Origin of the sequence: Streptomyces thermospinosisporus (genome assembly GCF_039526425.1) — a bacterium.
In the GTDB taxonomy this organism is placed as follows: domain Bacteria; phylum Actinomycetota; class Actinomycetes; order Streptomycetales; family Streptomycetaceae; genus Streptomyces; species Streptomyces thermocarboxydovorans.
The window spans coordinates 88,486-112,587 of the sequence record NZ_BAAAIZ010000067.1 but is presented as its reverse complement, the minus strand read 5'-3'; the positions used below and the strand labels follow the sequence as shown (position 1 = coordinate 112,587).

General features: G+C 71.9%; 23 protein-coding genes. 7 read left to right on the top strand and 16 right to left on the bottom strand.

From position 1 onward, the window contains the following. Positions 1–11: 11 nt before the first annotated feature. The 3 genes from ABD207_RS21845 to ABD207_RS21835 form a co-directional block, all read right to left on the bottom strand. Positions 12–1,340, bottom strand: coding sequence for a class I SAM-dependent RNA methyltransferase (locus ABD207_RS21845; protein ID WP_344014791.1), 1,329 nt, complete (start codon positions 1,338–1,340; stop codon positions 12–14). Positions 1,341–1,557: 217 nt separating this feature from the next. Then, positions 1,558–3,615: an APC family permease gene (locus ABD207_RS21840; RefSeq protein ID WP_344014790.1), complete on the bottom strand. Its 2,058-nt coding sequence runs from the start codon at positions 3,613–3,615 to the stop codon at positions 1,558–1,560. A gap of 372 nt (positions 3,616–3,987) precedes the next feature. Continuing rightward, positions 3,988–4,917 (bottom strand): PfkB family carbohydrate kinase, encoded by a 930-nt coding sequence (locus ABD207_RS21835; protein ID WP_344014789.1) that lies wholly within the window; start codon positions 4,915–4,917, stop codon positions 3,988–3,990. A gap of 264 nt (positions 4,918–5,181) precedes the next feature. On the opposite strand from ABD207_RS21835, the gene ABD207_RS21830 reads away from it, so the two are divergent. Together ABD207_RS21830 and ABD207_RS21825 are read left to right on the top strand one after the other, a co-directional pair. After that, the gene (locus ABD207_RS21830; protein WP_344014788.1) at positions 5,182–5,853 is read left to right on the top strand and encodes a potassium channel family protein; all 672 of its coding nucleotides are present in this window, start codon (positions 5,182–5,184) and stop codon (positions 5,851–5,853) included. Beyond that, the gene (locus ABD207_RS21825; RefSeq protein WP_344014787.1) at positions 5,853–6,530 is read left to right on the top strand and encodes a potassium channel family protein; all 678 of its coding nucleotides are present in this window, start codon (positions 5,853–5,855) and stop codon (positions 6,528–6,530) included. Before ABD207_RS21830 ends, ABD207_RS21825 begins: the two co-directional genes overlap by 1 nt. A 128-nt stretch (positions 6,531–6,658) precedes the next feature. Here the strand turns inward: ABD207_RS21825 and ABD207_RS21820 are convergent, their stop codons facing one another. From ABD207_RS21820 to ABD207_RS21795, 6 genes are all read right to left on the bottom strand, one after another. Further along, positions 6,659–7,438, bottom strand: a complete 780-nt coding sequence (locus tag ABD207_RS21820; protein WP_344014786.1) for a DUF3159 domain-containing protein — start codon at positions 7,436–7,438, stop codon at positions 6,659–6,661. A gap of 3 nt (positions 7,439–7,441) precedes the next feature. Further along, positions 7,442–7,840 carry an OB-fold nucleic acid binding domain-containing protein gene (locus ABD207_RS21815; RefSeq protein WP_167998288.1) on the bottom strand — a complete coding sequence of 133 codons (399 nt, stop codon included), beginning with the start codon at positions 7,838–7,840 and terminating at the stop codon, positions 7,442–7,444. Between the two features lie 292 nt (positions 7,841–8,132). Beyond that, on the bottom strand, positions 8,133–8,825 hold the full coding sequence (locus tag ABD207_RS21810; protein WP_344014785.1) for an ABC transporter ATP-binding protein: 693 nt from the start codon (positions 8,823–8,825) through the stop codon (positions 8,133–8,135). Positions 8,826–9,015: 190 nt separating this feature from the next. Beyond that, positions 9,016–9,768: a DUF3710 domain-containing protein gene (locus tag ABD207_RS21805; RefSeq protein WP_344014784.1), complete on the bottom strand. Its 753-nt coding sequence runs from the start codon at positions 9,766–9,768 to the stop codon at positions 9,016–9,018. 1 nt (position 9,769) lies between these two features. Next, positions 9,770–10,321, bottom strand: a complete 552-nt coding sequence (gene dut, locus ABD207_RS21800; RefSeq protein WP_344014783.1) for a dUTP diphosphatase — start codon at positions 10,319–10,321, stop codon at positions 9,770–9,772. Then, positions 10,318–10,902, bottom strand: coding sequence for a PaaI family thioesterase (locus tag ABD207_RS21795; protein ID WP_344014782.1), 585 nt, complete (start codon positions 10,900–10,902; stop codon positions 10,318–10,320). Before ABD207_RS21795 ends, dut begins: the two co-directional genes overlap by 4 nt. A gap of 58 nt (positions 10,903–10,960) precedes the next feature. On the opposite strand from ABD207_RS21795, the gene ABD207_RS21790 reads away from it, so the two are divergent. Next, positions 10,961–11,440 carry a DUF3093 domain-containing protein gene (locus ABD207_RS21790; RefSeq protein ID WP_344014780.1) on the top strand — a complete coding sequence of 160 codons (480 nt, stop codon included), beginning with the start codon at positions 10,961–10,963 and terminating at the stop codon, positions 11,438–11,440. Positions 11,441–12,368: 928 nt separating this feature from the next. Here ABD207_RS21790 and ABD207_RS21785 read toward each other — a convergent pair. The 4 genes from ABD207_RS21785 to ABD207_RS21770 form a co-directional block, all read right to left on the bottom strand. Next, positions 12,369–13,337 (bottom strand): hypothetical protein, encoded by a 969-nt coding sequence (locus ABD207_RS21785; protein WP_344014779.1) that lies wholly within the window; start codon positions 13,335–13,337, stop codon positions 12,369–12,371. 13 nt (positions 13,338–13,350) lie between these two features. Beyond that, positions 13,351–13,647 (bottom strand): DUF4193 domain-containing protein, encoded by a 297-nt coding sequence (locus ABD207_RS21780; RefSeq protein ID WP_003993510.1) that lies wholly within the window; start codon positions 13,645–13,647, stop codon positions 13,351–13,353. A gap of 393 nt (positions 13,648–14,040) precedes the next feature. Next, positions 14,041–15,282 carry a sensor histidine kinase gene (locus tag ABD207_RS21775; protein WP_344014778.1) on the bottom strand — a complete coding sequence of 414 codons (1,242 nt, stop codon included), beginning with the start codon at positions 15,280–15,282 and terminating at the stop codon, positions 14,041–14,043. A 7-nt stretch (positions 15,283–15,289) separates the two neighbouring features. Next, on the bottom strand, positions 15,290–15,943 hold the full coding sequence (locus ABD207_RS21770) for a response regulator transcription factor (RefSeq protein WP_010353034.1): 654 nt from the start codon (positions 15,941–15,943) through the stop codon (positions 15,290–15,292). A 394-nt stretch (positions 15,944–16,337) separates the two neighbouring features. Between ABD207_RS21770 and ABD207_RS21765 the strand changes: the two genes are divergently transcribed. Next, positions 16,338–16,511, top strand: coding sequence for a hypothetical protein (locus ABD207_RS21765; protein ID WP_167998296.1), 174 nt, complete (start codon positions 16,338–16,340; stop codon positions 16,509–16,511). 203 nt (positions 16,512–16,714) lie between these two features. Here the strand turns inward: ABD207_RS21765 and ABD207_RS21760 are convergent, their stop codons facing one another. Next, on the bottom strand, positions 16,715–17,530 hold the full coding sequence (locus ABD207_RS21760) for an inositol monophosphatase family protein (protein WP_344014777.1): 816 nt from the start codon (positions 17,528–17,530) through the stop codon (positions 16,715–16,717). Positions 17,531–17,538: 8 nt separating this feature from the next. Then, positions 17,539–18,666, bottom strand: coding sequence for a ferrochelatase (locus tag ABD207_RS21755; RefSeq protein ID WP_344014776.1), 1,128 nt, complete (start codon positions 18,664–18,666; stop codon positions 17,539–17,541). A gap of 230 nt (positions 18,667–18,896) precedes the next feature. Here ABD207_RS21755 and ABD207_RS21750 point away from each other — a divergent pair, with 230 nt between their 5' ends. From ABD207_RS21750 to sepH, 3 genes are all read left to right on the top strand, one after another. After that, positions 18,897–20,135 (top strand): MFS transporter, encoded by a 1,239-nt coding sequence (locus ABD207_RS21750; RefSeq protein WP_344014775.1) that lies wholly within the window; start codon positions 18,897–18,899, stop codon positions 20,133–20,135. Further along, on the top strand, positions 20,095–21,414 hold the full coding sequence (locus ABD207_RS21745; RefSeq protein WP_344014774.1) for a D-arabinono-1,4-lactone oxidase: 1,320 nt from the start codon (positions 20,095–20,097) through the stop codon (positions 21,412–21,414). The genes ABD207_RS21750 and ABD207_RS21745 overlap by 41 nt, the downstream gene beginning before the upstream one ends. Positions 21,415–21,829: 415 nt before the next feature. Then, positions 21,830–22,873, top strand: coding sequence for a septation protein SepH (gene sepH, locus ABD207_RS21740; protein WP_344014773.1), 1,044 nt, complete (start codon positions 21,830–21,832; stop codon positions 22,871–22,873). A gap of 88 nt (positions 22,874–22,961) precedes the next feature. Here the strand turns inward: sepH and ABD207_RS21735 are convergent, their stop codons facing one another. Then, a complete protein-coding gene (locus tag ABD207_RS21735; protein ID WP_344014772.1) occupies positions 22,962–23,810 on the bottom strand; it encodes a sulfurtransferase in 849 nt (282 codons plus the stop codon). Between the last annotated feature and the right edge of the window lie 292 nt (positions 23,811–24,102).

The following is a 24,102-nucleotide window of genomic DNA, read 5'->3' as shown; positions in this document are numbered from 1 at the left end:
TAAAGACCAGGTCAGAGGCTCTCTCGGACCGGCTCCAGGATGGCGACGCACTCCACGTGATGGGTCATCGGGAACAGGTCGAACACCCGCAGCGTCCGCACCCGGTACCCCCCGTCCCGGAAGTAGCCCAAGTCCCGTGCCAGGGCTGCCGGATCGCAGGCCACATAGGCGATGCGGCGGGCGCCGAGGGAGGACACCAGGGAGACCGTCCTGCGGCCGGCGCCGGCGCGGGGCGGGTCCAGGACGATCAGGTCGGCCTCGGTGATGCCCGTGCGCGGCAGGACCGACTCGACCTTGCCCTGCTCGATGCGGACGCGCGGGAAGTCCGCGAGGTTGTGCCGCGCGTCCTCCACCGCCTGCTTGCCCGACTCGATGCCGAGGACCGCGCCCGACTCGCCGACCCGGTCGGCCAGGGCGCCGGCGAACAGGCCGACTCCGCAGTACAGGTCGAGCGCCATGTCGCCCTTGCGCGGCAGCAGGCCCTGCATGACCGCGGTGACCAGGGTGTCGGCGGCCTTCGGGTGGACCTGCCAGAAGCCGCCGGCGCCGACCCGGTAGGTGCGGCCGTCGGCGCGTTCGCGGACGTAGGGGCGGCCGTGCACGCGGTGGACGCCGCCGGTGCGCTCGTTCACGCGCAGCACGGACACCGGGCGGTCCAGCTCGACCAGGGGCAGGCGGGCGCCCGGCTTCAGGGTCAGCACCACCTGGCGGTCCTGGGAGCCGGTCGCCGCGATCGCCTCGACGGAGTCCATGCCGGTCCAGTCGCGCTTCTCGATGCCGAGTTCGCTGATGCTGTCGGCGGCGATGAGGCAGTGGTCGATCGGCTCGACCTCGTGCGAGCGGTGCCGGCGCAGGCCGGCGCGGCCGTCCGGGGTCACCGCGTACTGGACGCGGGTCCGCCAGGCCGGGACCTCGCCCGCGGGCACCTTGTCGCCCTCGGCGGGCACCACGGTGCCGTCCCAGCCGGCCTCCTCGGGAGTCAGCCCGGCCAGCCGCTTCAGCTGCTCGGCGACGACCTCGCCCTTCAGGCGCCGCTGGGCGCCCGGCTTGGCGTGCTGCCAGTCGCAGCCGCCGCAGCGGCCGGGGCCGGCGTAGGGGCAGGGCGGGTCGATGCGGTCCTTGGCGGCCTCCAGCACCTGCACCGCGTCGGCGCGCAGGAAACGGGCGCCCTCCTCGCCCTCCGTGACGCGGGCGACGACGCGCTCACCGGGCAGGGCGTGCCGGACGAAGAGCACCTGGCCCTCCGGCGTGCGGGCCACGCAGTGGCCTCCGTGGGCGACGGGGCCGACCTCGACCTCGTACTCCTCCCCCACCAGCGATTTCCTCGGTTCTGCCTGCATGGCGGGGTGACTCCACTACGTCGAGAGGGTTGGGGCCTGTCCGGTCGCGGTCGTGGCCGGCGCCAGCGGTCCGCGACAACAGCCCACCAGTCTACGTGGGTGAGAAAGAGGTCCGTGCCGGGTGTGAGGTGCCCTATGGGAGGGGGCGGTGCGCTCGGCAGGGCCCTGCCGAGCGTGGGAGGGTCCGGGTGCGCGTGAGAAGGCCGGCGGCTCGGGGCTACGTGTCGGACCGGGTGTGCGTCGAGTTCTCCTTCGTGCGCTCGGCGGGGCCGCGGCGGACCGAGCCGGGGGCCGTCCACTCCTGGCGCTTGCGGGCCCGCCGCTTCGCGGCCTCGGAGGAGCGCAGCTGGTACGGCACCGAGGTGACCATCACACCGGGCGTGAACAGCAGCCGGCCCTTCAGGCGGAGCGCGCTCTGGTTGTGCAAAAGGTGCTCGTACCAGTGGCCGACCACGTACTCCGGGATGATGACCGAGACCACGTCGCGGGGTGACTCCTTGCGCAGGGACTTGACGTACTCGATGACCGGCCGGGTGATCTCCCGGTACGGGGAGTCCAGCACCTTCAGCGGTACGTCGATGCCGCGCCGCTCCCACTCCTCGCGCAGTTCCTTGGTCTCCTCCGGGTCGACATTGACGGTGAGCGCCTCCAGGGAGTCGGAGCGCATCAGCTTGGCGTAGGCGAGGGCGCGCAGGGCGGGGCGGTGGATCTTGGAGACCAGGACGACGGAGTGGACCCGGGAGGGGCGCACCATGTCGTCGCCGGGGGTCTCCGGGGCGGCGATCTCCTCGGAGACGCGGTCGTAGTGGCGGCGGATCGCCGTCATGGTCCCGTAGAAGATGCACATGCCGAGCAGCGCGACCCAGGCTCCATGGGTGAACTTGGTGACCAGGACGACGACCAGGACCAAACCGGTCAGGCAGGCGCCGAAGGCGTTGATGGCCCGGGAGCGGATCATGTGCCGGCGGGCGGCCTTGTCGGTCTCGGTGGCCAGCAGGCGGTTCCAGTGCCGGACCATCCCGGACTGGCTGAGCGTGAAGGCCACGAACACGCCGACGATGTAGAGCTGGATCAGCCGGGTGGAGTCGGCGCCGTAGACCCAGACCAGCAGTCCGGCGGCTCCGGCGAGCAGCACGATGCCGTTGGAGAAGGCGAGCCGGTCGCCGCGGGTGTGCAGCTGGCGCGGGAGGTAGCGGTCCTGGGCGAGGATCGAGCCGAGCAGCGGGAAGCCGTTGTAGGCGGTGTTGGCGGCGAGGAAGAGGACCAGCGCGGTGGCCGCGGCGAGGATCATGAACGGGACCGAGTCGTGCCCGAAGACGGCCTCGGCGACCTGGGAGATCACCGGGTGCTGGATGTAGCCGGCGCCGACCGGGGTGCCGTCGCGCAGCAGGTCCTTGGCGGGGTTCTCGGCCATGCGGACCTTGGTGGCCGCGGCCAGCGCGATGATCCCGCAGAACATGGTGACGGCGAGCAGGCCCATCAGCGCCAGCGTGGTCGCCGCGTTCTTCGACTTGGGCTTGCGGAAGGCCGGTACGCCGTTGGAGATGGCCTCCACCCCGGTGAGCGCGGCGCAGCCGGAGGAGAAGGCGCGCAGCAGGAGGAAGACGAGGGCGAAGCCGGCGAGCCCGGGGTGCTCCGGTTTGATCTCGAAGTCGGCGGTCGGGGCGCGCATCTCGTCGCCGAGCACCAGCCCGCGGAAGGCGCCCCAGGCGATCATGGCGAAGATGCCGGTGACGAAGACGTAGGTGGGGATGGCGAAGAGGGTGCCGGACTCCCTGACCCCGCGCAGGTTCATCAGGGTCAGCAGCACGATCACGCCGATCGCGCAGGCCACCTTGTGCTCGACGATGAAGGGGATGGCCGAGCCCAGGTTCTCGATGCCGGCGGAGATCGACACGGCGACCGTGAGGACGTAGTCGACGAGCAGGGCGCTCGCGACGGTCAGCCCGGCCTTGCGGCCGAGGTTGGTGCCGGCCACCTCGTAGTCGCCGCCGCCGCTCGGGTAGGCGTGCACGTTCTGCCGGTAGGAGGCGACGACGGTGAACATCAGCACGACGACCGCGGCGGCGATCCAGGGGCTGAAGTGGTAGGCCGACAGGCCCGCGACGGACAGGACCAGCAGCACCTCGCCGGGCGCGTAGGCCACGGAGGACAGCGGGTCGGAGGCGAAGACGGGCAGTGCGACGCGCTTGGGGAGGAGGGTCTCGCCCAGCCGGTCACTGCGTAGTGCGCGCCCGATCAGGATCCGTTTGGGCACGTCGGTCAGTTTGGACACAACAGAGGATCGTAAGCCTTCGAACGCCAGCGCGCCCAATCGCCACCCCAGATCCGCACGACCTCCACCCGCCCTCTGCTCTCCGGGTGAAAAACGGCCCCGCCGGGGCCCCGGATTGCGCACGCCGGGCCGCTTTCATGCCTATATGACGGAGCCCGCCGTGACGGTCATGACTGAGTCCTGCCATGGCGGGCTCCGTACTGCTTCATGACGATCATGACGATCATGACGAACGCCACGCTCCGTTCGCCCGGCCGGTCCGGGCGCCGTCGCCGCTCTTGGGAGGTCCCATGCACTCGGGTGCAGAACTGATCGGCGCCGCGGTCGCCCTCCTCGGCCTCGGGCTCCTCACCCTGGCGAGCGTGCGCAGCATCACGCGCCGCTGACCGGCCGGTCGTCCGTCAACTCGGCGAGGCGTGCGTGCAGTTCCGCGCGTGTGATGCCGTCCACCCGGGTGGAAGGGACGGTGCAGGCGTACGCCCCGGCCACCGTGCCGTAGCGGGCGCAGCGCTCGGCGGGCTCCCCGCGCAGCCAGCCGTGGAGGAACGCCGCCGCGAAGGCGTCGCCGGCGCCGTTGGAGTCCACGACCGGGGCGGGCGGCTCGGCGGCGGGGACATGGCTCAGCCTGCCGTCGGCCAGCAGATACGCGCCCTCGGCTCCGGCGGTGGCGACGACCACCCGGGCCCGGCCCCGTTCGGTGAGGGAGCGCATCACGGGCTCCGGGTCCGGGAGGGCGGCGGCGGAGAGGAAGACGAGGTCCGCGGCGAGGGCGAAGGGCTCGTGGTAGGGGTTGACGCCGTCCCAGTCGTGCAGGTCGGTGGAGATGGTCGGGCCGGCGGCCCGCAGCAGGGGCAGTGCGGCGGCGCAGGGCTGGGTGATGACGACATGGGCGTGCCGGCTGGCGGCGGCCAGCTTCCGTACCGTCTCCTCGGGCAGCGGGTCGGTGTCCGCGGCGCGCGTCGCGTCGTAGAGGGAGAGCCGCCGGCCGTCGGGGCCGACGAGGTTCACCGCGCGCTTGGTGCCGCGCGGCTGGGGCACCGCGGTGAGCGGGATGCCGTGGTCGCGGTGCAGGGCGCGGACGAGGTCGCCCTCGTGGTCGTCGCCGATGAGGTCCAGATGGTGGGTGCGCAGGCCGAGGGCGGCGGCCGCCAGGGCGACGAAGTCCCCGCTCTGTCCGGCGCGGGTGACGATGCCGGGCCGGATCATGAGGCTGTCGGCGAACGGCACGGGCAGCTCGGGCACGTGCACGATCGTGTCCACGCCGGCGCCTCCCAGGACCAGCACGTCGATCTCGGCCGTCATCTGCGGTTCCTCTCTTCTCGCCTCTTCTCGCCCGGCGGGATTCGTGCCCCGGCGGTGCGCGAACGGTGCGGATACGTTGGACTCGGGCACGCGATACACGGCGGCCGGGCCCCGGAGGGCGTCAGGACCGCGATCCCCCGGCATGATGTTGCCTGGCGGCCTGCGCCGCGATGTGTGGGAAGACCAGCCTGGCGAGCCGAAAGAGAGACATGAGCACGAGAGTCATGAAGGTCGACGGGCCTGCAGGAAGCGCGGTGTGACGCGATGCATATTGTCATCATGGGCTGCGGAAGGGTGGGTTCCGCCTTGGCCCAGACCCTCGAGGAACAGGGTCACACGGTCGCCGTGATCGACCAGGACCCCACCGCCTTCCGCCGCCTGGGCTCCTCCTTCGGCGGCCGCAGGGTCACCGGGGTCGGTTTCGACCAGGACACCCTGCGCGAGGCGGGCATCGAGGAGGCCGGTGCCTTCGCCGCCGTCTCCAGCGGGGACAACTCCAACATCATCGCCGCACGGGTGGCCCGCGAGATGTTCGGCATCGAGAACGTGGCGGCCCGCATCTACGACCCCCGCCGCGCGGAGGTCTACCAGCGCCTCGGCATCCCCACCGTCGCCACGGTGCGCTGGACGGCCGACCAGATGCTGCGCCGGCTGCTGCCCTCGGGCGCCGAGCCGCTGTGGCGCGACCCCACCGGAGGGGTGCAGCTCGCCGAGGTCTACACCTCCCCGGCCTGGGTGGGCCACAAGATCAGCAGGCTGCAGGACGAGACGGGAGTCCGCGTGGCCTTCCTGACCCGGCTCGGCGAGGCGATCCTGCCCAGCTCGCAGACGGTGCTGCAGGAGGGTGACCTGGTGCACGTGATGATGCGCACCGACGAGGTCGACCGGGTCGAGGCGGCCTTGGCCAAGGGACCCGAAGAAGGGGGCGGTCACTGATGAGGGTCGCCATTGCCGGGGCCGGTGCCGTCGGCCGCTCGATCGCGGGCGAGCTGCTGGAGAACGGCCACGAGGTGCTGCTGATCGACAAGGCGCCGACCGCGATCTCGGTCGAGCGGGTACCGCAGGCGGAGTGGCTGCTGGCCGACGCCTGTGAGATCACGTCCCTGGACGAGGCCGCGCTCCAGCGCTGCAACGTGGTGATCGCCGCGACCGGCGACGACAAGGTCAACCTGGTCGTCTCGCTGCTGGCGAAGACCGAGTACGGCGTCCCGCGGGTCGTGGCGCGGGTCAACAACCCCAAGAACGAGTGGCTGTTCAACGAGTCATGGGGCGTGGACGTCGCCGTCTCCACCCCGCGTCTGATGTCGGCCCTGGTGGAGGAGGCGGTCAGCGTCGGCGACCTGGTCCGCCTGCTGCGCTTCAGCCACGGCGACGCCAACCTGGTGGAGCTCACCCTGCCCGAGGAGTCGGCGCTGGCCGGCACCCAGGTCGGGGATGTGCAGTGGCCGCAGGACACCTCCCTGGTCACCATCATCCGCGGCACCCGGGTGCTGACCCCGACCCCGGAGGACTCCCTGGAGGCCGGCGACGAGCTGCTCTTCGTGGCGGCCCAGGCCATGGAGGAGCAGCTGGAGGATCTGCTGTCGGTGCGGAAGAAGCCGGAGGCGGGCTGACCGGCGGACATGCCGTACGACGTGACAAGGGGCGCCCTTGAGTTCAGGGCGCCCCTTCTCACGTGCGTGTGCGCGGGCGGCGTCGCCGCTCGAGTGGATCACCGGGGAGCAGCGGCCGGCGGGACGTATCAGTCCTCGCGGCGGTGCCTGCCTCCGGGCTCCGCGGCGGTGGCCGCCGCCTCCCCCTCTTCCCCCTCTTCCTCCTCTTCCTCCTCTTCCTTCTCCCGCTCCCGCGCCTCCATCTCGGCGAAGACATCGATCGGCGGCGGGGCCTTGGCCAGGAACACCCAGGTCAGATACACCGCGAGCAGGAACGGCGGGATCTTCAGCGCGACCAGCACCCAGCCCAGCTGGGCGGTTTCCGCCCACCAGTACAGCGGGAAGAGGATGGCGCTCTTCGCGAGCAGGATCAGACCCCAGGCCCAACTGGCCTTGGTGTACGCCTTCTTGCGGCCCGGGTTGCGGGTGCGCCAGGAGAGGTTCTCGCGGAAGATCGGCCCCAGCATCAGGCCGATCAGCGGGATCCCCGCCATCGCGGTGATGATGTAGGCGAGTGCGAGCCCCAGCGTGTAGAGCATGCCGGGGAGGTAGAAGTCCTTCGCGTTGCCGGTCATCATCGCGAAGACCACGCCGAAGCCGACTCCGAAGACACCGCTGAAGGCGTGCTTGACGGTGTCCTTCATGACCAGCCGGACCACGACCAGCACCAGCGACACGGCCAGCGCCGCGATCGCCGACATGTGCAGGTCCTTGTTGACCGTGTAGATGCTGACGAACAGAAGCCCGGGCAGCACCGTCTCGACCATGCCCCGCACTCCGCCGAACGCCTCGAACAAGGCGGCCTCGGTCACCGCCCGGGCGTCGTCCGCGGATGTGTCTTCGGTTGTCGGCTTGTCGAGCGACGTCACCGGCTACTCCCGTCCGAGGGGTCTGAGTTCGTATTTCGGATTGAACAGCACCCGGCGGCCCCGGCTCATCGAGATCCGGCCCGATGCGATCACCTTGCGGCCCGGTTCGATCCCTCTGATGGAGCGCCGGCCGAGCCACACCACGTCCAGTGCGCCGGAGCCGTCGAACAGTTCGGCCTCCAGGGCCGGGACTCCGGCGCGCGGCCGCAGCGTGACCGTGCGCAAGGTACCAGTAACCGTCACGATCTGCCGGTCCTGGCAGTCACCTATCCGCGTACATCCAGCGGTCTCGGCGTCTTCACGCAGCTCCTCGGACTCCAGGTCCTCCTGCGACGAGGAGAGCCGGTCGAGCATGCGCCGGAACCGGCCTGCCGGCTTCTCGGAACGAGGAACAGCACTCATGTCTGAAGCCTACCGGGGGCCACTGACGGTTACGTACCCTCCGCCGCCGCGCACCGAACCGGTCCTTGTCGGCCATGGTCGCCCCGCACCGCCCTGACCTCCCCTTCCGGGCAGCGCCTGCGGACCGGGCCCCTTTCCGGTCACGGGAACGTAGTGCCCGCGGATGTGACACAACACCCTCGGGGCGCGACTCACGGTCACGGCACGCCCACGTCCGGCGACTTGATCACCGGGTTCGAGCGCAGTCCCCCGGCCGCACGGACGCGCCAGCCGTCCCCCGCCGTCCCCGCCCTCAGTGGGCGACCACTTCTCCGTCGCGCAGTTCCAGGACCCGGTCGGCGAGGTCGAGCAGGGCGGGGTCGTGGGTGGCGACCAGGGCGGTGACCTGTTCGCTGCGCACCACGGCCCGCAGGAGTTCCATCACCGCGTGACCGGTGTCCGCGTCCAGCTGGCCGGTCGGCTCGTCGGCGATCAGCAGCGAGGGGTTGTTGGCCAGGGCGCGGGCGATGGCGACCCGCTGCTGCTGGCCGCCGGAGAGCTCACCGGGCCGCTGAGCCGCGTGGTCGGCGAGGCCCACCAGGGACAGCAGCAGCTCGACGCGTTCCTCGCGCTCCCGCGGGTCTGCGCGGCGCAGCCGCAGCGGGACACCGACGTTCTCGGCGGCGGTGAGGATCGGGATGAGCCCGAAGGACTGGAAGACAAAGCCGATCCGGTCCCGGCGCAGCGCCAGCAGACCGTCCTCGTCGAGGCCGGCGATGTCGAGCCCGTCCACGGTGACCCGGCCCCGGTCGGGCGAGTCCAGGCCGCCGACGATGTTGAGCAGCGTGGTCTTGCCGGAGCCCGAGCGGCCCTTGAGGGCGACCAGTTCGCCGCGCGGGACCTCGAAGGAGACGCCGCGCAGCGCGTGCACCGCGGCGGCCCCGGTGCCGTAGGACTTGTGCACGTCCTCGACGCGCACCATCGTCTCGGTGGCCACCTGTGTCATCCGCCCGCCCTCCCCCTCGGAACCGGCCGACAGTATCCCCGCCGACCGGGCGGACGATCAACAGTGCGCACGCATGCGCCGAGAGCCGCCCCGGTCGGGCCGGCCCTCGGCGTCGGCTGATCCGGCGGCCGGGCGCAGCCGCCCGGCCGGGACAAACGGTCCCGCGTACGGTCCGGCGCGGTGCGCCGGATCAGCGGACCTCGGTGATCTCCGGGCCGCGCTGCAGCTGGCCCATGCCGCCCGAGAAGCGGGAGCCCTCCTCCTGCTGGACGCCCTCGGGCACCATCTGGGCGTCGTTGGGCAGCTTGAGGACGATCGGGTCGCGCGGCGCCATCGGGCCGTCGCCGCGCACCACGACCGTGTCCCGGAAGATCTGCTCGAGCAGCCCGGCGGCCTGCGGCTGCACCGCGCCCTGGCCGGAGATCACTCCGCGCAGGAACCAGCGAGGGCCGTCCACGCCGACGAACCGCACGACCTGGAAGCCGCCGGTGCCGTCCGGCAGCTGTACCGGCACCTGGGCCCGCAGCTCCCAGCCCAGCGGACCCTCGACCTCGTCGATGATGCCGCCCTGCTGGGTGATGCCGGCCGCGATCTCCTCGCGGACCTCGGTCCAGATGCCCTCACGCTTGGGTGCCGCGAAGGCCTGCAGCTGGATGGCGCTGTCGTTCAGCACCACGGTGGCGGCGACGATCGCGTCGCCCGCGACCTCGACGCGCAGCTCCATGCCGTCGACGCCCGGCACGAACAGGCCGCCCAGGTCGACCCGGCCCTCGCCGGGGTTGCTGACCTCGGAGACGTCCCAGGGCCCGTCGGGCCGTGGCGCGGGCTCCAGCCTCAGCCGTTCGGCCTCGGCCTCCGTCTCACTGTCGACACCGTCGACGACCTGCTCGGCCTCGCCGGCCGCGTCCTTGGCGGCAACCCTCTTCTTGCGACGTCCGAACACGTCACTGTCCTTCCCGGTCGGATACGACCGAAGCGTATCGATTCCCACCCGCTGTGCCGCTCACGGCGGCCTGACCGTTTGTGCCGCTCACGCCTTCCCCGGTCTCCACAGCGGCGTGACCACCCGTGGACCCGAAGCCCCCATCGGCCCGGGCCGACGCGGGCAGCTCCGCGACCGGCACGAAGCGCACCCTCTCGACCTGCTGGACGACCAGTTGGGCAATCCGGTCAAAGCGCTCGAACCGCACGGTCTCGCGCGGGTCGAGATTCACCACGATCACCTTGATCTCTCCACGGTACCCGGCATCCACCGTCCCCGGGGCATTCACCAGGGCCACACCGCAGCGGGCGGCCAGACCGGACCGCGGGTGCACGAGGGCGGCATACCCCTCGGGCAGGGCCACCGACACCCCGGTGGGCAGCACGGCCCGCTCGCCGGGGGCCAGTTCGCAGGGCTCGGTGGTGCGCAGATCGGCGCCCGCGTCACCGGGGTGCTCGTAAGCCGGAAGGGGTACGTCCGGATCGATGCGGCGGATGAGCACGTCGAGGGTCACGGGTTCACCTCGAAGGCGCGGGCCCGCCGGACCTGGTCCGGGTCGTTCATGGCGGCCTGGATCTCCTCCTGGCGGCCGTGGTCGATGAAGTGGTCGACCTTGACCTCGATGAACAGCGCGTCGGCGCGGACGGCGACGGGGCCGTCGGGGCCGCCGATGCGTCCGGTCGCGCTGGAGTAGATCTTCCGTCCCGCCACCGCGGTCACCTCGGCCGCCAGGTGCAGCGTGGTCCCCACCGGGACGGGGCGGACGAAGTCCGTCTCCAGCCTGCCGGTCACCGCGATGGTGCGCAGCAGCCAGTTGAGCGAGCCCAGCGTCTCGTCCAGGGCCGTGGCGAGCACTCCGCCGTGGGCGAGGCCGGGGGCGCCCTGGTGGGCGGGCTGCACGGTGAACTCGGCCGTGATCGACACGCCTTCGCCGGCGCGTGCCTGGAGGTGCAGGCCGTGGGCCTGTTCGTCGCCGCAGCCGAAACACCCGCCGTAGTGCGAGCCGAGCAGCTCGCCGGGCGCGGGCGCGTCGGGATGGCGGACCGGCTCCACGGCGTCGGCCGGGGGCTGAAGAGCTGGGGAAGTACCACTCACAGGCGCAGACCTTACCCGCGAGTCCGCCCGGCCCGGACACCGTGTCAAGCTTGGCTCCATGCAGCTCTCCGCCCCCTCCTACGAAGAACGCCTGACCGCTCCCCGCTCCTGGTGGCTGATCTGCTTCCTGGCCGGGGTGTCACTGGGGCTGATCGTGCTGCCGCTCGGGACCCTCCCGATGCTCACCGGCCTGGCCGCCGGCACCGCCGCGGCGGCCGTCGTGGCCAGCTCCTACGGCTCGGTACGCATCCGCGTCGTCGGCGGCCACCTGATCGCCGGCGAGGCGAAGATCCCGGTCACCGCCCTCGGCGAACCGGAGATCCTGAACGCCGAGGAGGCTCGCGCCTGGCGCACATACAAGGCCGACCCGCGCTCCTTCATGCTGCTGCGCGCCTACATCCCCCGCGCCCTGCGCATCGACATCACCGACCCCGAGGACCCGACCCCGTACATCTTCCTCTCCACCCGCGAACCCGAGCGCCTGGCGGACGCCCTCCGGGCGGCCAAGACCGCGGCGACGGACCAGGCGGACCAGTAACGCGGCACGCGAACGGGGCCGCGGTCGGCACGTCGGGAAGCAGCACTGCGGGGGGATGGCGGGATGGCAGCCCCGGGTGCGCCGTCGGTGTCGGGTCGCCAGAGCGACGCCCCCCACGGCGGATCGGCAGGCTGGAAGCGGCACCACAGCACCTTCGCGGGCCCGGGACCGCGTTGCGGCGATGTCGCGGGCCGGAGCGGCGCGGCAGCGGCGCGGCAGCGGCGCGGGCCGGGGGCGTCCGGCGACGGATCTGTCGGCCGGAACGGCCGGACGACAGACCCGCGGAGCGGGAACGAACCGGACGACAGACCGGCGGAGCCGGAGCGAACCGGCGGCGGATCGGCGGACCGCGAACAGCCGAGGACGGGCGGTGAGCCGGGAACGGCCCGGCGCGGGTCGGTGAGACCGGAACGCCCCGGCGGCGGATCAGTGCCAGGGGACGGTCGGACACTGATCGGCGGGCTGCGAACGGCCCGGAGACGGGTCAGTGAGCCGGGGACAGCCAGGTAGCGGATCACCGGGCCGGGAACAGCCCAGCGGCAGATCAGTGAGCCGCGAACAGCAGGGCGGCAGATCAATGAACCGGAAACAGCCCGGCGGCGGATCAGTGCCAGGGGACGGTCGGACACTGATCGGCGGGCTGCGAACGGCCCGGAGACGGGTCAGTGAGCCGGGGACAGCCAGGTAGCGGATCACCGGGCCGGGAACAGCCCAGCGGCAGATCAGTGAGCCGCGAACAGCCGGGCGGCAGATCAGTGCACCGGAAACGGCCGGGCGGCGGATCAGTGGGCCGGGGACGCGCCGGACAGCGGACTCAGCGGGATGAGACGACGGGGCGCGCCCACGACACCCGGTGTGGGCGCGCCTGCGTGCGTGCAGCTCCTCGCGTCAGCCGTACCGACCGGCGCCACCCGCGTCGGCGAGCGCCTCAGCGGTCCTCGTGCCGGCCCTTCGGCCCCGTGCCGTCCCGGTGGCCGCCCAGCTCCTTGAGGGCGTCCTCGGGGAGGTGGTCCATCGCCAGGGCGTCCGGGGGCTGCTCCAGGGTGGGGAGGTCGGTCAGGGACTCCCAGGGGACCTGGATCCTGCGCAGGTCGTCGCGGATGTGGCCGGCCAGTTTCCGGGTGTCCCGGCGGTTCATGGCCGCCCCGACGGCCGCTCCCACCAGGAAGGGCATCAGGTTCGGCAGGTTGCGGACCATGCGCTTCATGATCCGCTGGCGCAGTTCGCGCTTGGCGCGGCTGTTCATCGCCGCGCTGAGCGTCGACGGCTTGGTCGCCTCGACCCCGCGCTCCTGGGACCAGGAGTTCAGATACACGGTGCTGCGCTGGGCGAGGTTCCCGGGCGGCCGTACGCCGTAGACCTCGTGGAGCTCGGCGATGAGCTTCAGCTCGATCGCGGCGACGCCGGTGACCTCGGCGGCCAGTTCGGTGGGCATCGCGGGCGGCACGGGCAGCATCGCCGCCGCGCCGACGCCCGCCCCGACCGTCGCCGTGGCCCTCGCGGCGCCCGCCACGAGCTGGTCGGCGATCTCCTCGGGGCCGAGCCCCGGGAACTGCCTGCGCAGCGTCTGCAGGTCCCGCACGGGCACACGAGGGGCGATCTCGATGATCCGGTCCGCGAGGTAGGCCAGGCCCGCGCGGGCGCGGGCGCCGCTCTTGCGGGCGCCCTCTCTGGCCTTTTCGCGGAACGCCGCGGCACGCCTGCGTGCCGCGGGGGCGGGGACCTCCGCGGGCACCGGAGGGTCACCCCGGCCGGTTGCCGGTTCGAGCGAGGCCGCCCCGGTTCCGGTTGAGCCTCGCTCGTCCTCACGCGCAGTGTGCTGCGGGCCGTCCTGCGGCCCCTTGTCCGTCCTCCTCGTCAGGAGGCGGCGCTTCCGGGGAGGGGTCGAGCCGGTCACGGCCGACCCGTCCTCAGTCGCAGTCGCGGCAGATGGGCTGGCCGTTCTTCTCCCGGGCCAGCTGGCTGCGGTGGTGCACCAGGAAGCAGCTCATGCAGGTGAACTCGTCCTGCTGCTTCGGCAGCACCCGGACGGCCAGCTCCTCGTTCGAGAGGTCCGCACCGGGCAGCTCGAGGCCCTCGGCGGCCTCGAACTCGTCGACGTCCACGGCGGAGGCCGACTTGTCGTTTCGACGAGCCTTCAGCTCTTCGAGGCTGTCCGAGTCGACGTCGTCGTCGGTCTTGCGTGGAGTGTCGTAATCGGTTGCCATGTCGCTCTCCCCCTCTGGGTGTCTGCGGTGTCTCCAGCGCACGTAACGCGTGAGAGGCCGGACTTGTGCCCGACCCGAGGCGGAGATTTTGCCTCACATCAAGGTCTGTTACTCAATCGACACCCAACCGGACTCCTCAAGAGTGATCGGCTTGGATGGCGAAGGGGACCGTACACGGTCCGAACGCCGCGCTTCAAAGGCGTCTCACCGTGTACTTCCCGTGATCAAGGCCCTTGAAAACCGGGACCTTTCAGACATTTCGACCTCACACATGATCACGGAGAGTAGATGGCCGGAAATTCGCCCATGTGATCGATCACACAGGAGCCAACGGTTCGGAGAGGCAGAAAATTCCGCGCAAAGCGAACACGTCCGCGTGTCGGCGGAATGATGTCAGATCGGCAGGGTGACGCGCATCACGAGCCCCCCGCCCTCTCTCGGCTGGGCGTAGATGTGCCCGCCATGCGCACGGGCCACCGACCGGGCGATGGACAGGCCGAGCCCGACCCCCTTGTCGCTGCCGGTGCGCTCGGTGCGCAGCCGCCGGAACGGCTCGAAGAGGTTGTCGATCTCGTACGCCGGCACCACCGGGCCGGTGTTGGTCACCGTGAGCACCGCCTGGCCGTGCTGGACCTCGGTGCCGACCTCGACCCAGCCGCCCTCCGGCACGTTGTACCGCACGGCGTTCTGCACCAGGTTCAGGGCGATGCGCTCCAGCAGCACTCCGTTGCCCTGGACCACCGCGGGCTCCCGCTTGCCGCGGATCTCCACGCCCCTGGCCTCGGCCTCGGTGTGCACCTGGTCGATGGCCTGCGAGGCCACCTCCGCCAGATCCACGGGCTTGCGCTCGACGATCTGGTTGTCGCTGCGGGCGAGCAGCAGCAGGCCCTCCACGAGCTGCTCGCTGCGCTCGTTGGTGGCCAGCAGCGTCTTGCCCAGCTGCTGCAGCTCCACCGGCGCGTTCGGATCGGAGAGGTGCACCTCGAGCAGCGTGCGGTTGATCGCGAGCGGGGTGCGCAGCTCGTGCGAGGCGTTGCCGACGAAGCGCTGCTGGGCGGTGAAGGCCCGCTGGAGGCGCTCCAGCATGTCGTCGAAGGTGTCGGCCAGCTCCTTCAGCTCGTCGTCCGGGCCGTCCAGCTCGATCCGCCGGGACAGATCGGATCCGGCCACCGCGCGGGCGGTGCGGGTGATCCGGCCCAGCGGGGACAGGACCCGGCCGGCCATGGCGTAGCCGAAGGCGAAGGCGATGATCGCCAGGCCCAGCAGGGCCAGCAGCGAGCGGCTGAGCAGATCGTCCAGCGCGTGCTGCCGCTGCTCGTTGACGCAGGCGTTGAGCGCCCGGTTCATCTCCTCGGCGGGCAGCTCGCTGCTGCGCAGCCGGCAGACGTCGCTGGACACCTCGCCGGAGAGGATCCGGAAGGGGAGGTTGGTGCCCACGTTCAGCGCGTTGGCCGCGAGCAGGTAGATGATCGACAGCAGCAGGATGCCGGCGATCAGGAACATGCCGCCGTAGAGCAGCGTGAGCCGTATCCGGATGGTGGGCCGCAGCCAGGGGAAGGGCGGCACCGGCCGGCGCGGGTCCCAGGTGGGTTTGGGCGGGGCCGGAGGGGTGGTGGGTGTGGGGGTGCTGGCCATGGCGCGATCAGATCCGGTAGCCCGAGCCGGGCACGGTGACGATGACCGGCGGCTCGCCCAGCTTGCGGCGCAGGGTCATCACGGTCACCCGCACCACGTTGGTGAACGGGTCGGTGTTCTCGTCCCAGGCCTTCTCCAGCAGCTGCTCCGCGGAGACGACCGCGCCCTCGCTGCGCATCAGCACCTCCAGCACGGCGAACTCCTTGGGGGCGAGCTGCACCTCCCTGCCGTCCCGGAAGACCTCGCGGCGGTTGGGGTCCAGCTTGATCCCGGCGCGCTCCAGGACGGGCGGCAGGGGCACGCTGGTGCGCCGGCCCAGCGCCCGGACACGGGCGATCAGCTCGCTGAACGCGAACGGCTTGGGCAGATAGTCGTCGGCCCCGATCTCCAGGCCCTCCACCCGGTCGCTGACGTCGCCGGAGGCTGTGAGCATCAGCACGCGGGTGGGCATGCCGAGCTCGACGATCTTGCGGCAGACGTCGTCGCCGTGCACGAGCGGCAGGTCCCGGTCGAGTACGACGACGTCGTAGTCGTTGACGCCGATGCGCTCCAGGGCCGCCGCTCCGTCGTACACGACGTCGACGGCCATGGCCTCGCGGCGCAGTCCGGTGGCCACCGCATCGGCGAGCAGTTGCTCGTCCTCGACGACGAGTACACGCACGTCCCTGGTCCTTCCTGATGGTGGTGTGTTGCCTCCATCCTGCCCTTTTCCTCCATAAGTCGGCTGTAAGGCAGGTGAGAGGGGGTGCGGGGCCCGGCGAGGCCCCCGGAACCGCCGGGCCGCGGGAGCGAATGGGAGATTTTCTCGCGCGGTGAGGTTTCCACGGAAGGGAGCTTGGGGAGGACGGGTTTACATCCCACGATCACGCTCTGCTTGTGCCGCACCACCATGCGGTGCGCTTCGGCCCGCTTCCCCGACCAGAGCGGGGCGTGGATGTCCGGCACCGTCGCCGCCCGGCCGAGCGGCGCTGGGCATCCGCAACGGACGTGATCGTCCCTGACGAACGGCACACCCCCGTGCCACCGACCCACAACCCAGGACGAGGGGGCGCAGCATGGACGCATTCACCGCAGGACTTCTGCAGCGCATAAAGGCGACCGAGTCCGATCTTTCGCGCGCCCGTGACGAGGGCGACGAGTTCCTCGTCGAGGTGGAGCAGGGCGAGCTGGAGGACCTGCGCCGTCTCGCCGCCGAGCACGGTGTGGAGGTCAGCGCCTACGGCGTCTGATCCGCGCGGCGACAGCTGTTTTGCCCGAGCGGGCCCCGGCGAATCCAGCGCCGGGGCCCGCTCGTTGCGTGCAACGGGTTGCATGACCCGCGTCGTGCAGCGTCATGCACCGCCCGTGTCGCGCATCGTGGTGCACCGCCCGCGTCGCGCAACGTGGTGCACCGCCCGCGTCGCGCCACCTGCCGCATCACCCGTACGGGTGATCAGTCGTGCCAGGCGCCGAAGTCCTCCAGCAGGGCCTGGAGGGGCTCGAAGACGCCCGGGGCGGCGGCGATCGCCAGCTCCCGCGACGGGCGCTGGGAGGGCCGTCCACCGGTCAGGGCGCCCGCCTCACGGGCGATGAGGTCCCCCGCGGCGAGGTCCCAGGGGTGCAGTCCGCGCTCGTAGAAGCCGTCCAGGCGGCCGGCCGCCACGTCGCACAGGTCGACGGCCGCCGAGCCGCTGCGCCGGATGTCCCGCAGCAGCGGGATCAGCCGGTGCGCGACCTCGGCCTGGTGGGTGCGGACCTCGGCGACGTAGTTGAACCCGGTGGAGACCAGGGCCTGGTCCAGCGGCGGGGCGGGGCGGCAGGCCAGCCTGCGCTCGCCCTCCCAGGCGCCGGTGGCCCAGGCCCCGCCGCCGCGCACCGCGTGGTAGGTCTCGCCCCGCATCGGCGCCGACACCGCCCCGACGACCGTCTCGCCGTCCAGCTCGGCGGCGACGGAGACGGCCCAGGTGGGGAGCCCGTAGAGGTAGTTGACCGTGCCGTCGAGCGGGTCGATCACCCAGCGGACGCCGCTGGTGCCGGCGGTCGACGCGCCCTCCTCGCCGAGGATGCCGTCGTGCGGGCGGCGCTCGGCGATCAGCGTGGTGATCAGCTTCTCGGCCGCGATGTCCATCTCGGTGACGACGTCGATCGGGCTGGACTTGGTCGCCGAGACCGCCAGATCGGCCGGCCGGCCGTCGCGCAGCAGCTCACCGGCGCGGCGGGCCGCCTCCCGGGCCAGCTGAAGCAGTTCCGCGTGCAGGGGGTCGGTCACGGTGCTCCTCATGCGTAGGGGCTGTCGGCGCCCGCGGCGGCGGGGCGCGGGGCGCGGGCGGGGCAGCAGCCCACAGGGCACACGTCGTGGCTGGCGCCGAGCGTGCCCAGGGCGCACGGCGTGACGCGCTCCCCGCGCTCGGTGGCCGCCCGCTCGGCGATCAGCTCGCGGATCGCGGCGGCGAACCGGGGGTCGGCGCCGACGGTGGCCGAGCGGCGCACCGGCAGGCCCAGCTCCTCGGCCTTGGCCTTCGCCTCGGTGTCGAGGTCGTAGAGGACCTCCATGTGGTCGGAGACGAAGCCGATGGGCGCCATGACGACGGCGGGCGCCCCGGCGGCGTGCCGCTCCTCGAGGTGGTCGCAGATGTCGGGCTCCAGCCACGGGATGTGCGGGGCGCCGGAGCGGGACTGGTAGACGAGCTGCCAGGGATGGTCCACGCCGGTGCGCTCGCGCACGGCGTCGGCGATCAGCCGGGCGACGTCCAGGTGCTGGCGGACGTAGGCCCCGCCGTCGCCGTGGCCCTCGACCGGGCCGGAGGTGTCGGCGGCGGAGGTCGGGATGGAGTGGGTGGTGAAGGCGATGTGCGCCCCGTCCCGGACGTCCTCGGGGAGGTCGGCGAGGGACTCGAGGACCCCGTCGATCATGGGCTCCACGAAGCCGGGGTGGTTGAAGTAGTGCCGCAGCTTGTCCACCCGGGGCAGCTCCAGGCCCTCGTCCTTCAGGGCGGCGAGGGCGTCGGCGAGGTTCTCCCGGTACTGGCGGCAGCCCGAGTAGGAGGCGTAGGCGCTGGTGGCCAGGACGAGGATGCGCCGGCGGCCGTCGCGGACCATCTCGCGCAGGGTGTCGGTCAGATAGGGCGCCCAGTTGCGGTTGCCCCAGTAGACGGGCAGGTCCAGGCCGTGCTCGGCGAAGTCCTTGCGCAGGGCGTCCAGCAGGGCGCGGTTCTGGTCGTTGATCGGGCTGACCCCGCCGAAGAGGAAGTAGTGCTGTCCGACTTCCTTCAGGCGTTCCTTCGGGATGCCGCGCCCCCGCGTGACGTTCTCCAGGAACGGCACCACGTCGTCGGGGCCCTCGGGGCCGCCGAAGGAGAGCAGGAGCAGGGCGTCGTAGGGGGTGGCATCGAGCGCGTCTGGCATGTCTCGATCCTGCCACCCTGCACCGACAGCCGGAAAACGGCGGGTCCGGCACCGCGGTCCCTCCCGGACGGGACCGGGATCCCCTGCCGGCGGGGAGCCGGATGTCTCCGCAGCGGAAGGCCGGATTTCTCCGCAGGCGGGAAGCCGGATTCCCGGTGCGCTTAGGGTCGCCTCACCAGTAAGCTGTATCGACTGCGGTCGCACCTTACTGACACGTACTCGGAGACTCCGTGCCCAGCCCCTATCGCGCCCTTTTCGCCGTGCCCGGCACGAAGGGTTTCTCCGCCGCGGGTTTCCTCGGCCGGATGCCGCTGTCCATGATGGGCGTCGGCGTCGTGACGATGATCTCCCAGCTCACCGGGCGCTATGGCCTGGCCGGCGCCCTGTCGGCCACCATCGCGCTGTCCGCGGCGGTGGCGGGCCCGCAGGTGTCCCGGCTGGTCGACCGGTACGGGCAGCGGCGGGTGCTGCGACCGGCGACGCTGCTCGCGCTGAGCGCGGCGGCCCTGCTGCTGTTCGCGGCGCACTACGGCTGGCCGGACTGGGTGCTGTACGTCGCCTGCGTGGGCATCGGCTGCGTGCCGAGCGTCGGCGCGATGGTCCGGGCCCGCTGGGCCGCCCTGTACCGGGGCACCCCGCAGCTGCACACCGCGTACTCCTTCGAGTCCGTGGTCGACGAGATGTGCTTCATCTTCGGGCCGATCATCTCCATCGGGCTGTCCACCGCCTGGTTCCCGGAGGCGGGACCGCTGCTCGCCGCCTGCTTCCTGGCGACCGGCGTCTTCTGGCTGACGGCGCAGCGCGCCACCGAGCCCGAGCCGCGTCCGCGGGAGCGCACCGGCGGCGGCAGCGCGCTGCGCACCCCGGGGCTGCAGGTACTGGTGGCCACCTTCGTGGCGACCGGGGCGATCTTCGGCGCGGTGGACGTGGTGACGGTGGCGTTCGCGGAGGAGCAGGGCCACAAGGCCGCCGCCAGTGTGGTGCTCGCCGTCTACGCGCTGGGTTCGTGCGTGGCGGGCGTGGTGTTCGGGCTGCTGCACTTCGCCGGTCCGCCGGAACGTCGCTGGCTGCTGGGCGTGTTCGCCATGGCCGTGAGTATGATCCCCCTCCTACTGGTCGGAAACTTGCCGTTTCTGGCCGTGGCGCTCTTCGTCGCGGGTCTGTCCATCGCTCCCACGATGATCACGACGATGTCCCTCATCGAAGAGCACGTACCACGCGCGCAGCTCACCGAGGGCATGACCTGGGTGAGCACGGGGCTCGCGGTCGGGGTCGCGCTCGGCTCCTCCGTGGCCGGCTGGGTGATCGACGCGGCCGGGGCGCGCGCCGGGTACGGGGTTCCGGCGGTGTCCGGAGCCGTCGCGGTCGCGGTCGGTTTCCTCGGGTACCGCCGGCTCAAGCGGCCGGCGCCGGGTCGGGGAGGCACCGTTGGTCAGCACAGCGAGCGCGAAGAACGGCACCTGGCATAACTGGGGAGGCAATGTCTCCGCCCGCCCCGCGCGGGAGGTCACGCCCGCCACGGTCGAGGAGCTGGCGGACGCGGTCCGCCGGGCGGCGGAGGACGGGCTTCCGGTGAAGGCGGTCGGCACGGGGCACTCGTTCACGTCCATAGCGGCCACTGACGGCGTGCTGATACGCCCTCAGCTGCTGAGCGGCATCCGTGACATCGACCGCGCGGCCGGTACCGTCACGGTCGGGGCCGGTACCCAGCTCAAGCGCCTCAACATGGCTCTGGAACGGGAGGGCCTGTCGCTGACCAACATGGGCGACATCATGGAGCAGACGGTCTCCGGCGCGACCAGCACCGGCACCCACGGCACCGGCCGCGACTCCGCCTCGATCGCCGCGCAGATCCGCGCGCTGGAACTGGTCACCGCCGACGGCTCGGTGCTGCAGTGCTCCGAGAAGGAGAACCCGGACGTCTTCGCCGCCGCCCGCATCGGCCTCGGCGCCCTCGGCATCGTCACCGCCATCACCTTCGCCGTGGAGCCGATCTTCCTGCTCACGGCGCGCGAGGAGCCGATGCCGTTCGAGCGGGTGCTGGCCGACTTCGACGAACTGCACGCGGAGAACGAGCACTTCGAGTTCTACTGGTTCCCGCACACCGGGAACACCAACACCAAGCGCAACAACCGCAGCGCCGGCCCGGAGCGCCCAGTGCCGCCGGTCAGGGGCTGGTTCGAGGACGAGTTCCTGTCCAACGGTGTCTTCCAGGTGGCCAACCTGGTCGGCCGTGCGGTGCCCGCGACCATCCCGTCCATCGCGCAGATATCCAGCCGTGCGCTGTCCTCGCGGACATACACGGACATTCCCTACAAGGTCTTCACGTCCCCGCGCCGGGTCCGTTTCGTGGAGATGGAGTACGCCGTTCCGCGCGATGCCCTGGTGGACACGCTGCGCGAGCTGAAGGCCATGGTCGACCGTTCCCCGCTGCGGGTCAGCTTCCCGGTCGAGGTGCGCACCGCGCCGGCCGACGACATCACCCTGTCCACGGCGTCCGGCCGGGAGACCGCCTACGTCGCCGTGCACATGTTCCGCGGTACCCCCTATCAGGCGTACTTCACCGCCGCAGAACGCATCTTCACCGCCCACGAGGGCCGGCCGCACTGGGGGAAGATCCACACGCGGGACGCCGAGTACCTCTCCCGGGTCTATCCGCGCTTCGCCGAGTTCACCGCGCTGCGCGACCGTCTCGACCCCGAACGCCGCTTCGGCAACGCCTACTTGCGCCGCGTCCTCGGGGACTGACGAGCCCTCGGCACACGCGCCTCCGCTTGTTGAGGTCGCGTGAACTTTCCCACGTCGACGATCACCGGAACCGGGCAACAGGCGGCCGAGTAGCACCCCTTGCCAGAAAGTGGGCGGCGTGCCAATCCACGCACGTGGCCCAAATGGAGTACTGTTGCGAACCCTGGGTCCGGTCTCCCGACAGGGTGCTCGGGACCTTGGAGGACCGCCGGGAGGGGGCTAGTTGCACAGGGTGACGCAGTTGGTCACTTAGCGTTGCGAATAGGTAACCGTGCCATAACGGCGATCCAGGGCCCGCGCCCGACACGCCGGGCAACTCGGCAAGGTTGTGGCAGGCTGCACCCGGGCAGGCCACACTCGACTAGCGGAAGCAGCGACGCACGTGACGTCGGCAGGCACCACCCGGGAGGTCCCCATGCCCGAACTGCGTGTCGTGGCCGTCTCGAATGACGGCACACGGCTGGTGCTGAAGGCTGCGGACAGCACGGAGTACACGCTTCCGATCGACGAACGGCTCCGCGCCGCCGTGCGCGGCGACCGTCCCCGCCTCGGCCAGATCGAGATCGAGGTGGAGAGCCATCTCCGCCCCCGCGACATCCAGGCGCGTATACGGGCCGGCGCGACCGCGGAAGAGGTCGCCCAGATGGCCGGCATCCCCGTGGACCGCGTACGCCGCTTCGAGGGCCCCGTCCTCGCCGAGCGGGCCTTCATGGCCGAGCGCGCCCGCAAGACGCCCGTGCGCCGCCCCGGCGAGAACTCCGGTCCGCCGCTCGGCGAGGCCGTCCAGGAGCGTCTGCTGCTGCGCGGCGCCGAGAAGGACACCGTCCAGTGGGACTCCTGGCGCCGCGACGACGGCACCTGGGAGGTCCTGCTGGTCTACCGGGTGGCCGGCGAGCCGCACTCGGCGAGCTGGACGTACGACCCGCCCCGCCGCCTGGTGCAGGCCGTCGACGACGAGGCGCGCTCGCTGATCGGGGAGTCCGACGACTTCGCCGCGCCCGAGCCCAGCGTGCCCTTCGTCCCGCGCATCGCGCGGCTGCCGCGCGACCGCCCGCTGGACCGGTCCGCCGACCGCGAACGCCCCAGCCTGCCGGCGCAGTCCTCCGAACCACCGGAGGAGACGGTCACGGCCTCGGGCGAACGCGACTCGCTGACCAGCCTGCTGGAGGCGGTGCCGAGCTTCCGCGGCGACCTGGTGGTGCCCGAACGACCCTCCGAGTCGGCCTCCGAGGAGCCCGGCTCCGAGCCCGGGGCGGAGGAGCCCCCGGCCCCCGCGGCCTCGGCCGGCTCCGCCTACGCGGACGTGCTCATGCCCCGCTCCGTCGGCAGCCACCGCGACCGCCTGATCGGGGCCACCGACCGCCAGGCCGAGGCGGACGGCGTCCGCCCGGGCCGCCGCGCGGCGGTGCCGAGCTGGGACGAGATCGTGTTCGGGACACGACGCAAGAAACAGGAGTGACACAGAGCAGTCGAGGGCGCCCGCCATCGGTGAGCGCCCCTCGACTGCTTTCTGACGCACCGGCAGCCGCCCGTGCGCCCCGGGCCGCCTACTGCGGGTCCGGTCCCGTCGCGACCGGCCGGGACGGGTCGGAGGACCACTCCGACCAGGAGCCGACGTACAGGTCGGCCGGGATGCCGGCCACCGCGAGCGCCAGCACCTCGTGGGCGCCGGAGACGCCCGAGCCGCAGTACACGCCGACCGGGGTGCCCGCGGAGACGCCCAGTTCCTTGAAGCGGGCGGCGAGTTCCTCCGCCGGGCGGAAGCGGCCGTCCGGGCCGACGTTCTCGGTGGTGGGGGCGGAGACCGCCCCGGGGATGTGTCCGCCGACCCGGTCGATGGGCTCCACCTCGCCGCGGTACCGCTCCCCCGCACGCGCGTCCAGCAGCACGCCCGAACGCGCCAGCGCCACGGCACCGTCGGCGTCCAGCACCCCGCTCGCCGCGGGCACCGGCTCGAAATCGCCCTCGGCCGGGCTCGGCACCGACGTCTCCAGGGGCCCCTCCCAGGCGGGCAACCCGCCGTCCAGGACCCGGACATCCGGGTGGCCCGTCCACCGCAGCAGCCACCAGGCCCGGGCCGCGCCCCAGCCGAGGCCGCCGTCGTACACGACCACCGGCCGCCCGGCCGAGACGCCCGCGCGCCGCATCGCCGCGCCGAACACCCCGAGGTCCGGGAGCGGATGGCGTCCCCGCTCCCCCGGTGCCGAAGCCAGCTCCTTGTCCAGGTCGACGAAGACGGCCCCCGGGATGTGCCCGGCGAGGTACTCGGCCCGGCCGTCGAACGGCTCACCGTTCGCGGTGGCCGTGCTGAGCTGCCAGCGGACGTCGAGCAGCACCGGCGGGTGCTCGCCCGCCAGTTCGCTCGCGAGTTCGGATGCGGAGATGATGGCGTTCATGGCCCCCATCCTCGCGCACGGGGTGGCCGTCTCGTCCATGTCCGGCTACTCTGCTCCGCCGGGCAGGCCCGATCACGAGGCGTACGGGAACGGGCACATGCTGTACAAGTGATCGACACTGAGCCTCAAGCGTGCCGAAAGCGGCAAGGAGCCGGACATCGGGCATCCTCCGGGGACAGGAGCCGGCACACGGGGCACACCCGCAGGAGCGTGGCACCACACCACCGGTGCCGGGGCGGGCACGGGGACGATCCGCGCAGCGGACGTGACACGACCGTCACCGGGTCGGGAG

What these genes read in the sequence shown, in the direction of transcription:
- ABD207_RS21830 (WP_344014788.1), top strand. Translation starts at nt 5,182, where the DNA reads ATGCATATTGTCATCATGGGCTGCGGAAGGGTGGGTTCCGCCTTGGCC.
- ABD207_RS21765 (WP_167998296.1), top strand. Translation starts at nt 16,338, where the DNA reads ATGGACGCATTCACCGCAGGACTTCTGCAGCGCATAAAGGCGACCGAG.
- ABD207_RS21815 (WP_167998288.1), bottom strand. Translation starts at nt 7,840, where the DNA reads ATGAGTGCTGTTCCTCGTTCCGAGAAGCCGGCAGGCCGGTTCCGGCGC.
- ABD207_RS21835 (WP_344014789.1), bottom strand. Translation starts at nt 4,917, where the DNA reads ATGACGGCCGAGATCGACGTGCTGGTCCTGGGAGGCGCCGGCGTGGAC.
- ABD207_RS21810 (WP_344014785.1), bottom strand. Translation starts at nt 8,825, where the DNA reads ATGACACAGGTGGCCACCGAGACGATGGTGCGCGTCGAGGACGTGCAC.
- ABD207_RS21775 (WP_344014778.1), bottom strand. Translation starts at nt 15,282, where the DNA reads ATGGCCAGCACCCCCACACCCACCACCCCTCCGGCCCCGCCCAAACCC.
- ABD207_RS21780 (WP_003993510.1), bottom strand. Translation starts at nt 13,647, where the DNA reads ATGGCAACCGATTACGACACTCCACGCAAGACCGACGACGACGTCGAC.
- ABD207_RS21825 (WP_344014787.1), top strand. Translation starts at nt 5,853, where the DNA reads ATGAGGGTCGCCATTGCCGGGGCCGGTGCCGTCGGCCGCTCGATCGCG.
- ABD207_RS21735 (WP_344014772.1), bottom strand. Translation starts at nt 23,810, where the DNA reads ATGAACGCCATCATCTCCGCATCCGAACTCGCGAGCGAACTGGCGGGC.
- ABD207_RS21845 (WP_344014791.1), bottom strand. Translation starts at nt 1,340, where the DNA reads ATGCAGGCAGAACCGAGGAAATCGCTGGTGGGGGAGGAGTACGAGGTC.
- ABD207_RS21790 (WP_344014780.1), top strand. Translation starts at nt 10,961, where the DNA reads ATGCAGCTCTCCGCCCCCTCCTACGAAGAACGCCTGACCGCTCCCCGC.
- ABD207_RS21755 (WP_344014776.1), bottom strand. Translation starts at nt 18,666, where the DNA reads ATGCCAGACGCGCTCGATGCCACCCCCTACGACGCCCTGCTCCTGCTC.
- sepH (WP_344014773.1), top strand. Translation starts at nt 21,830, where the DNA reads ATGCCCGAACTGCGTGTCGTGGCCGTCTCGAATGACGGCACACGGCTG.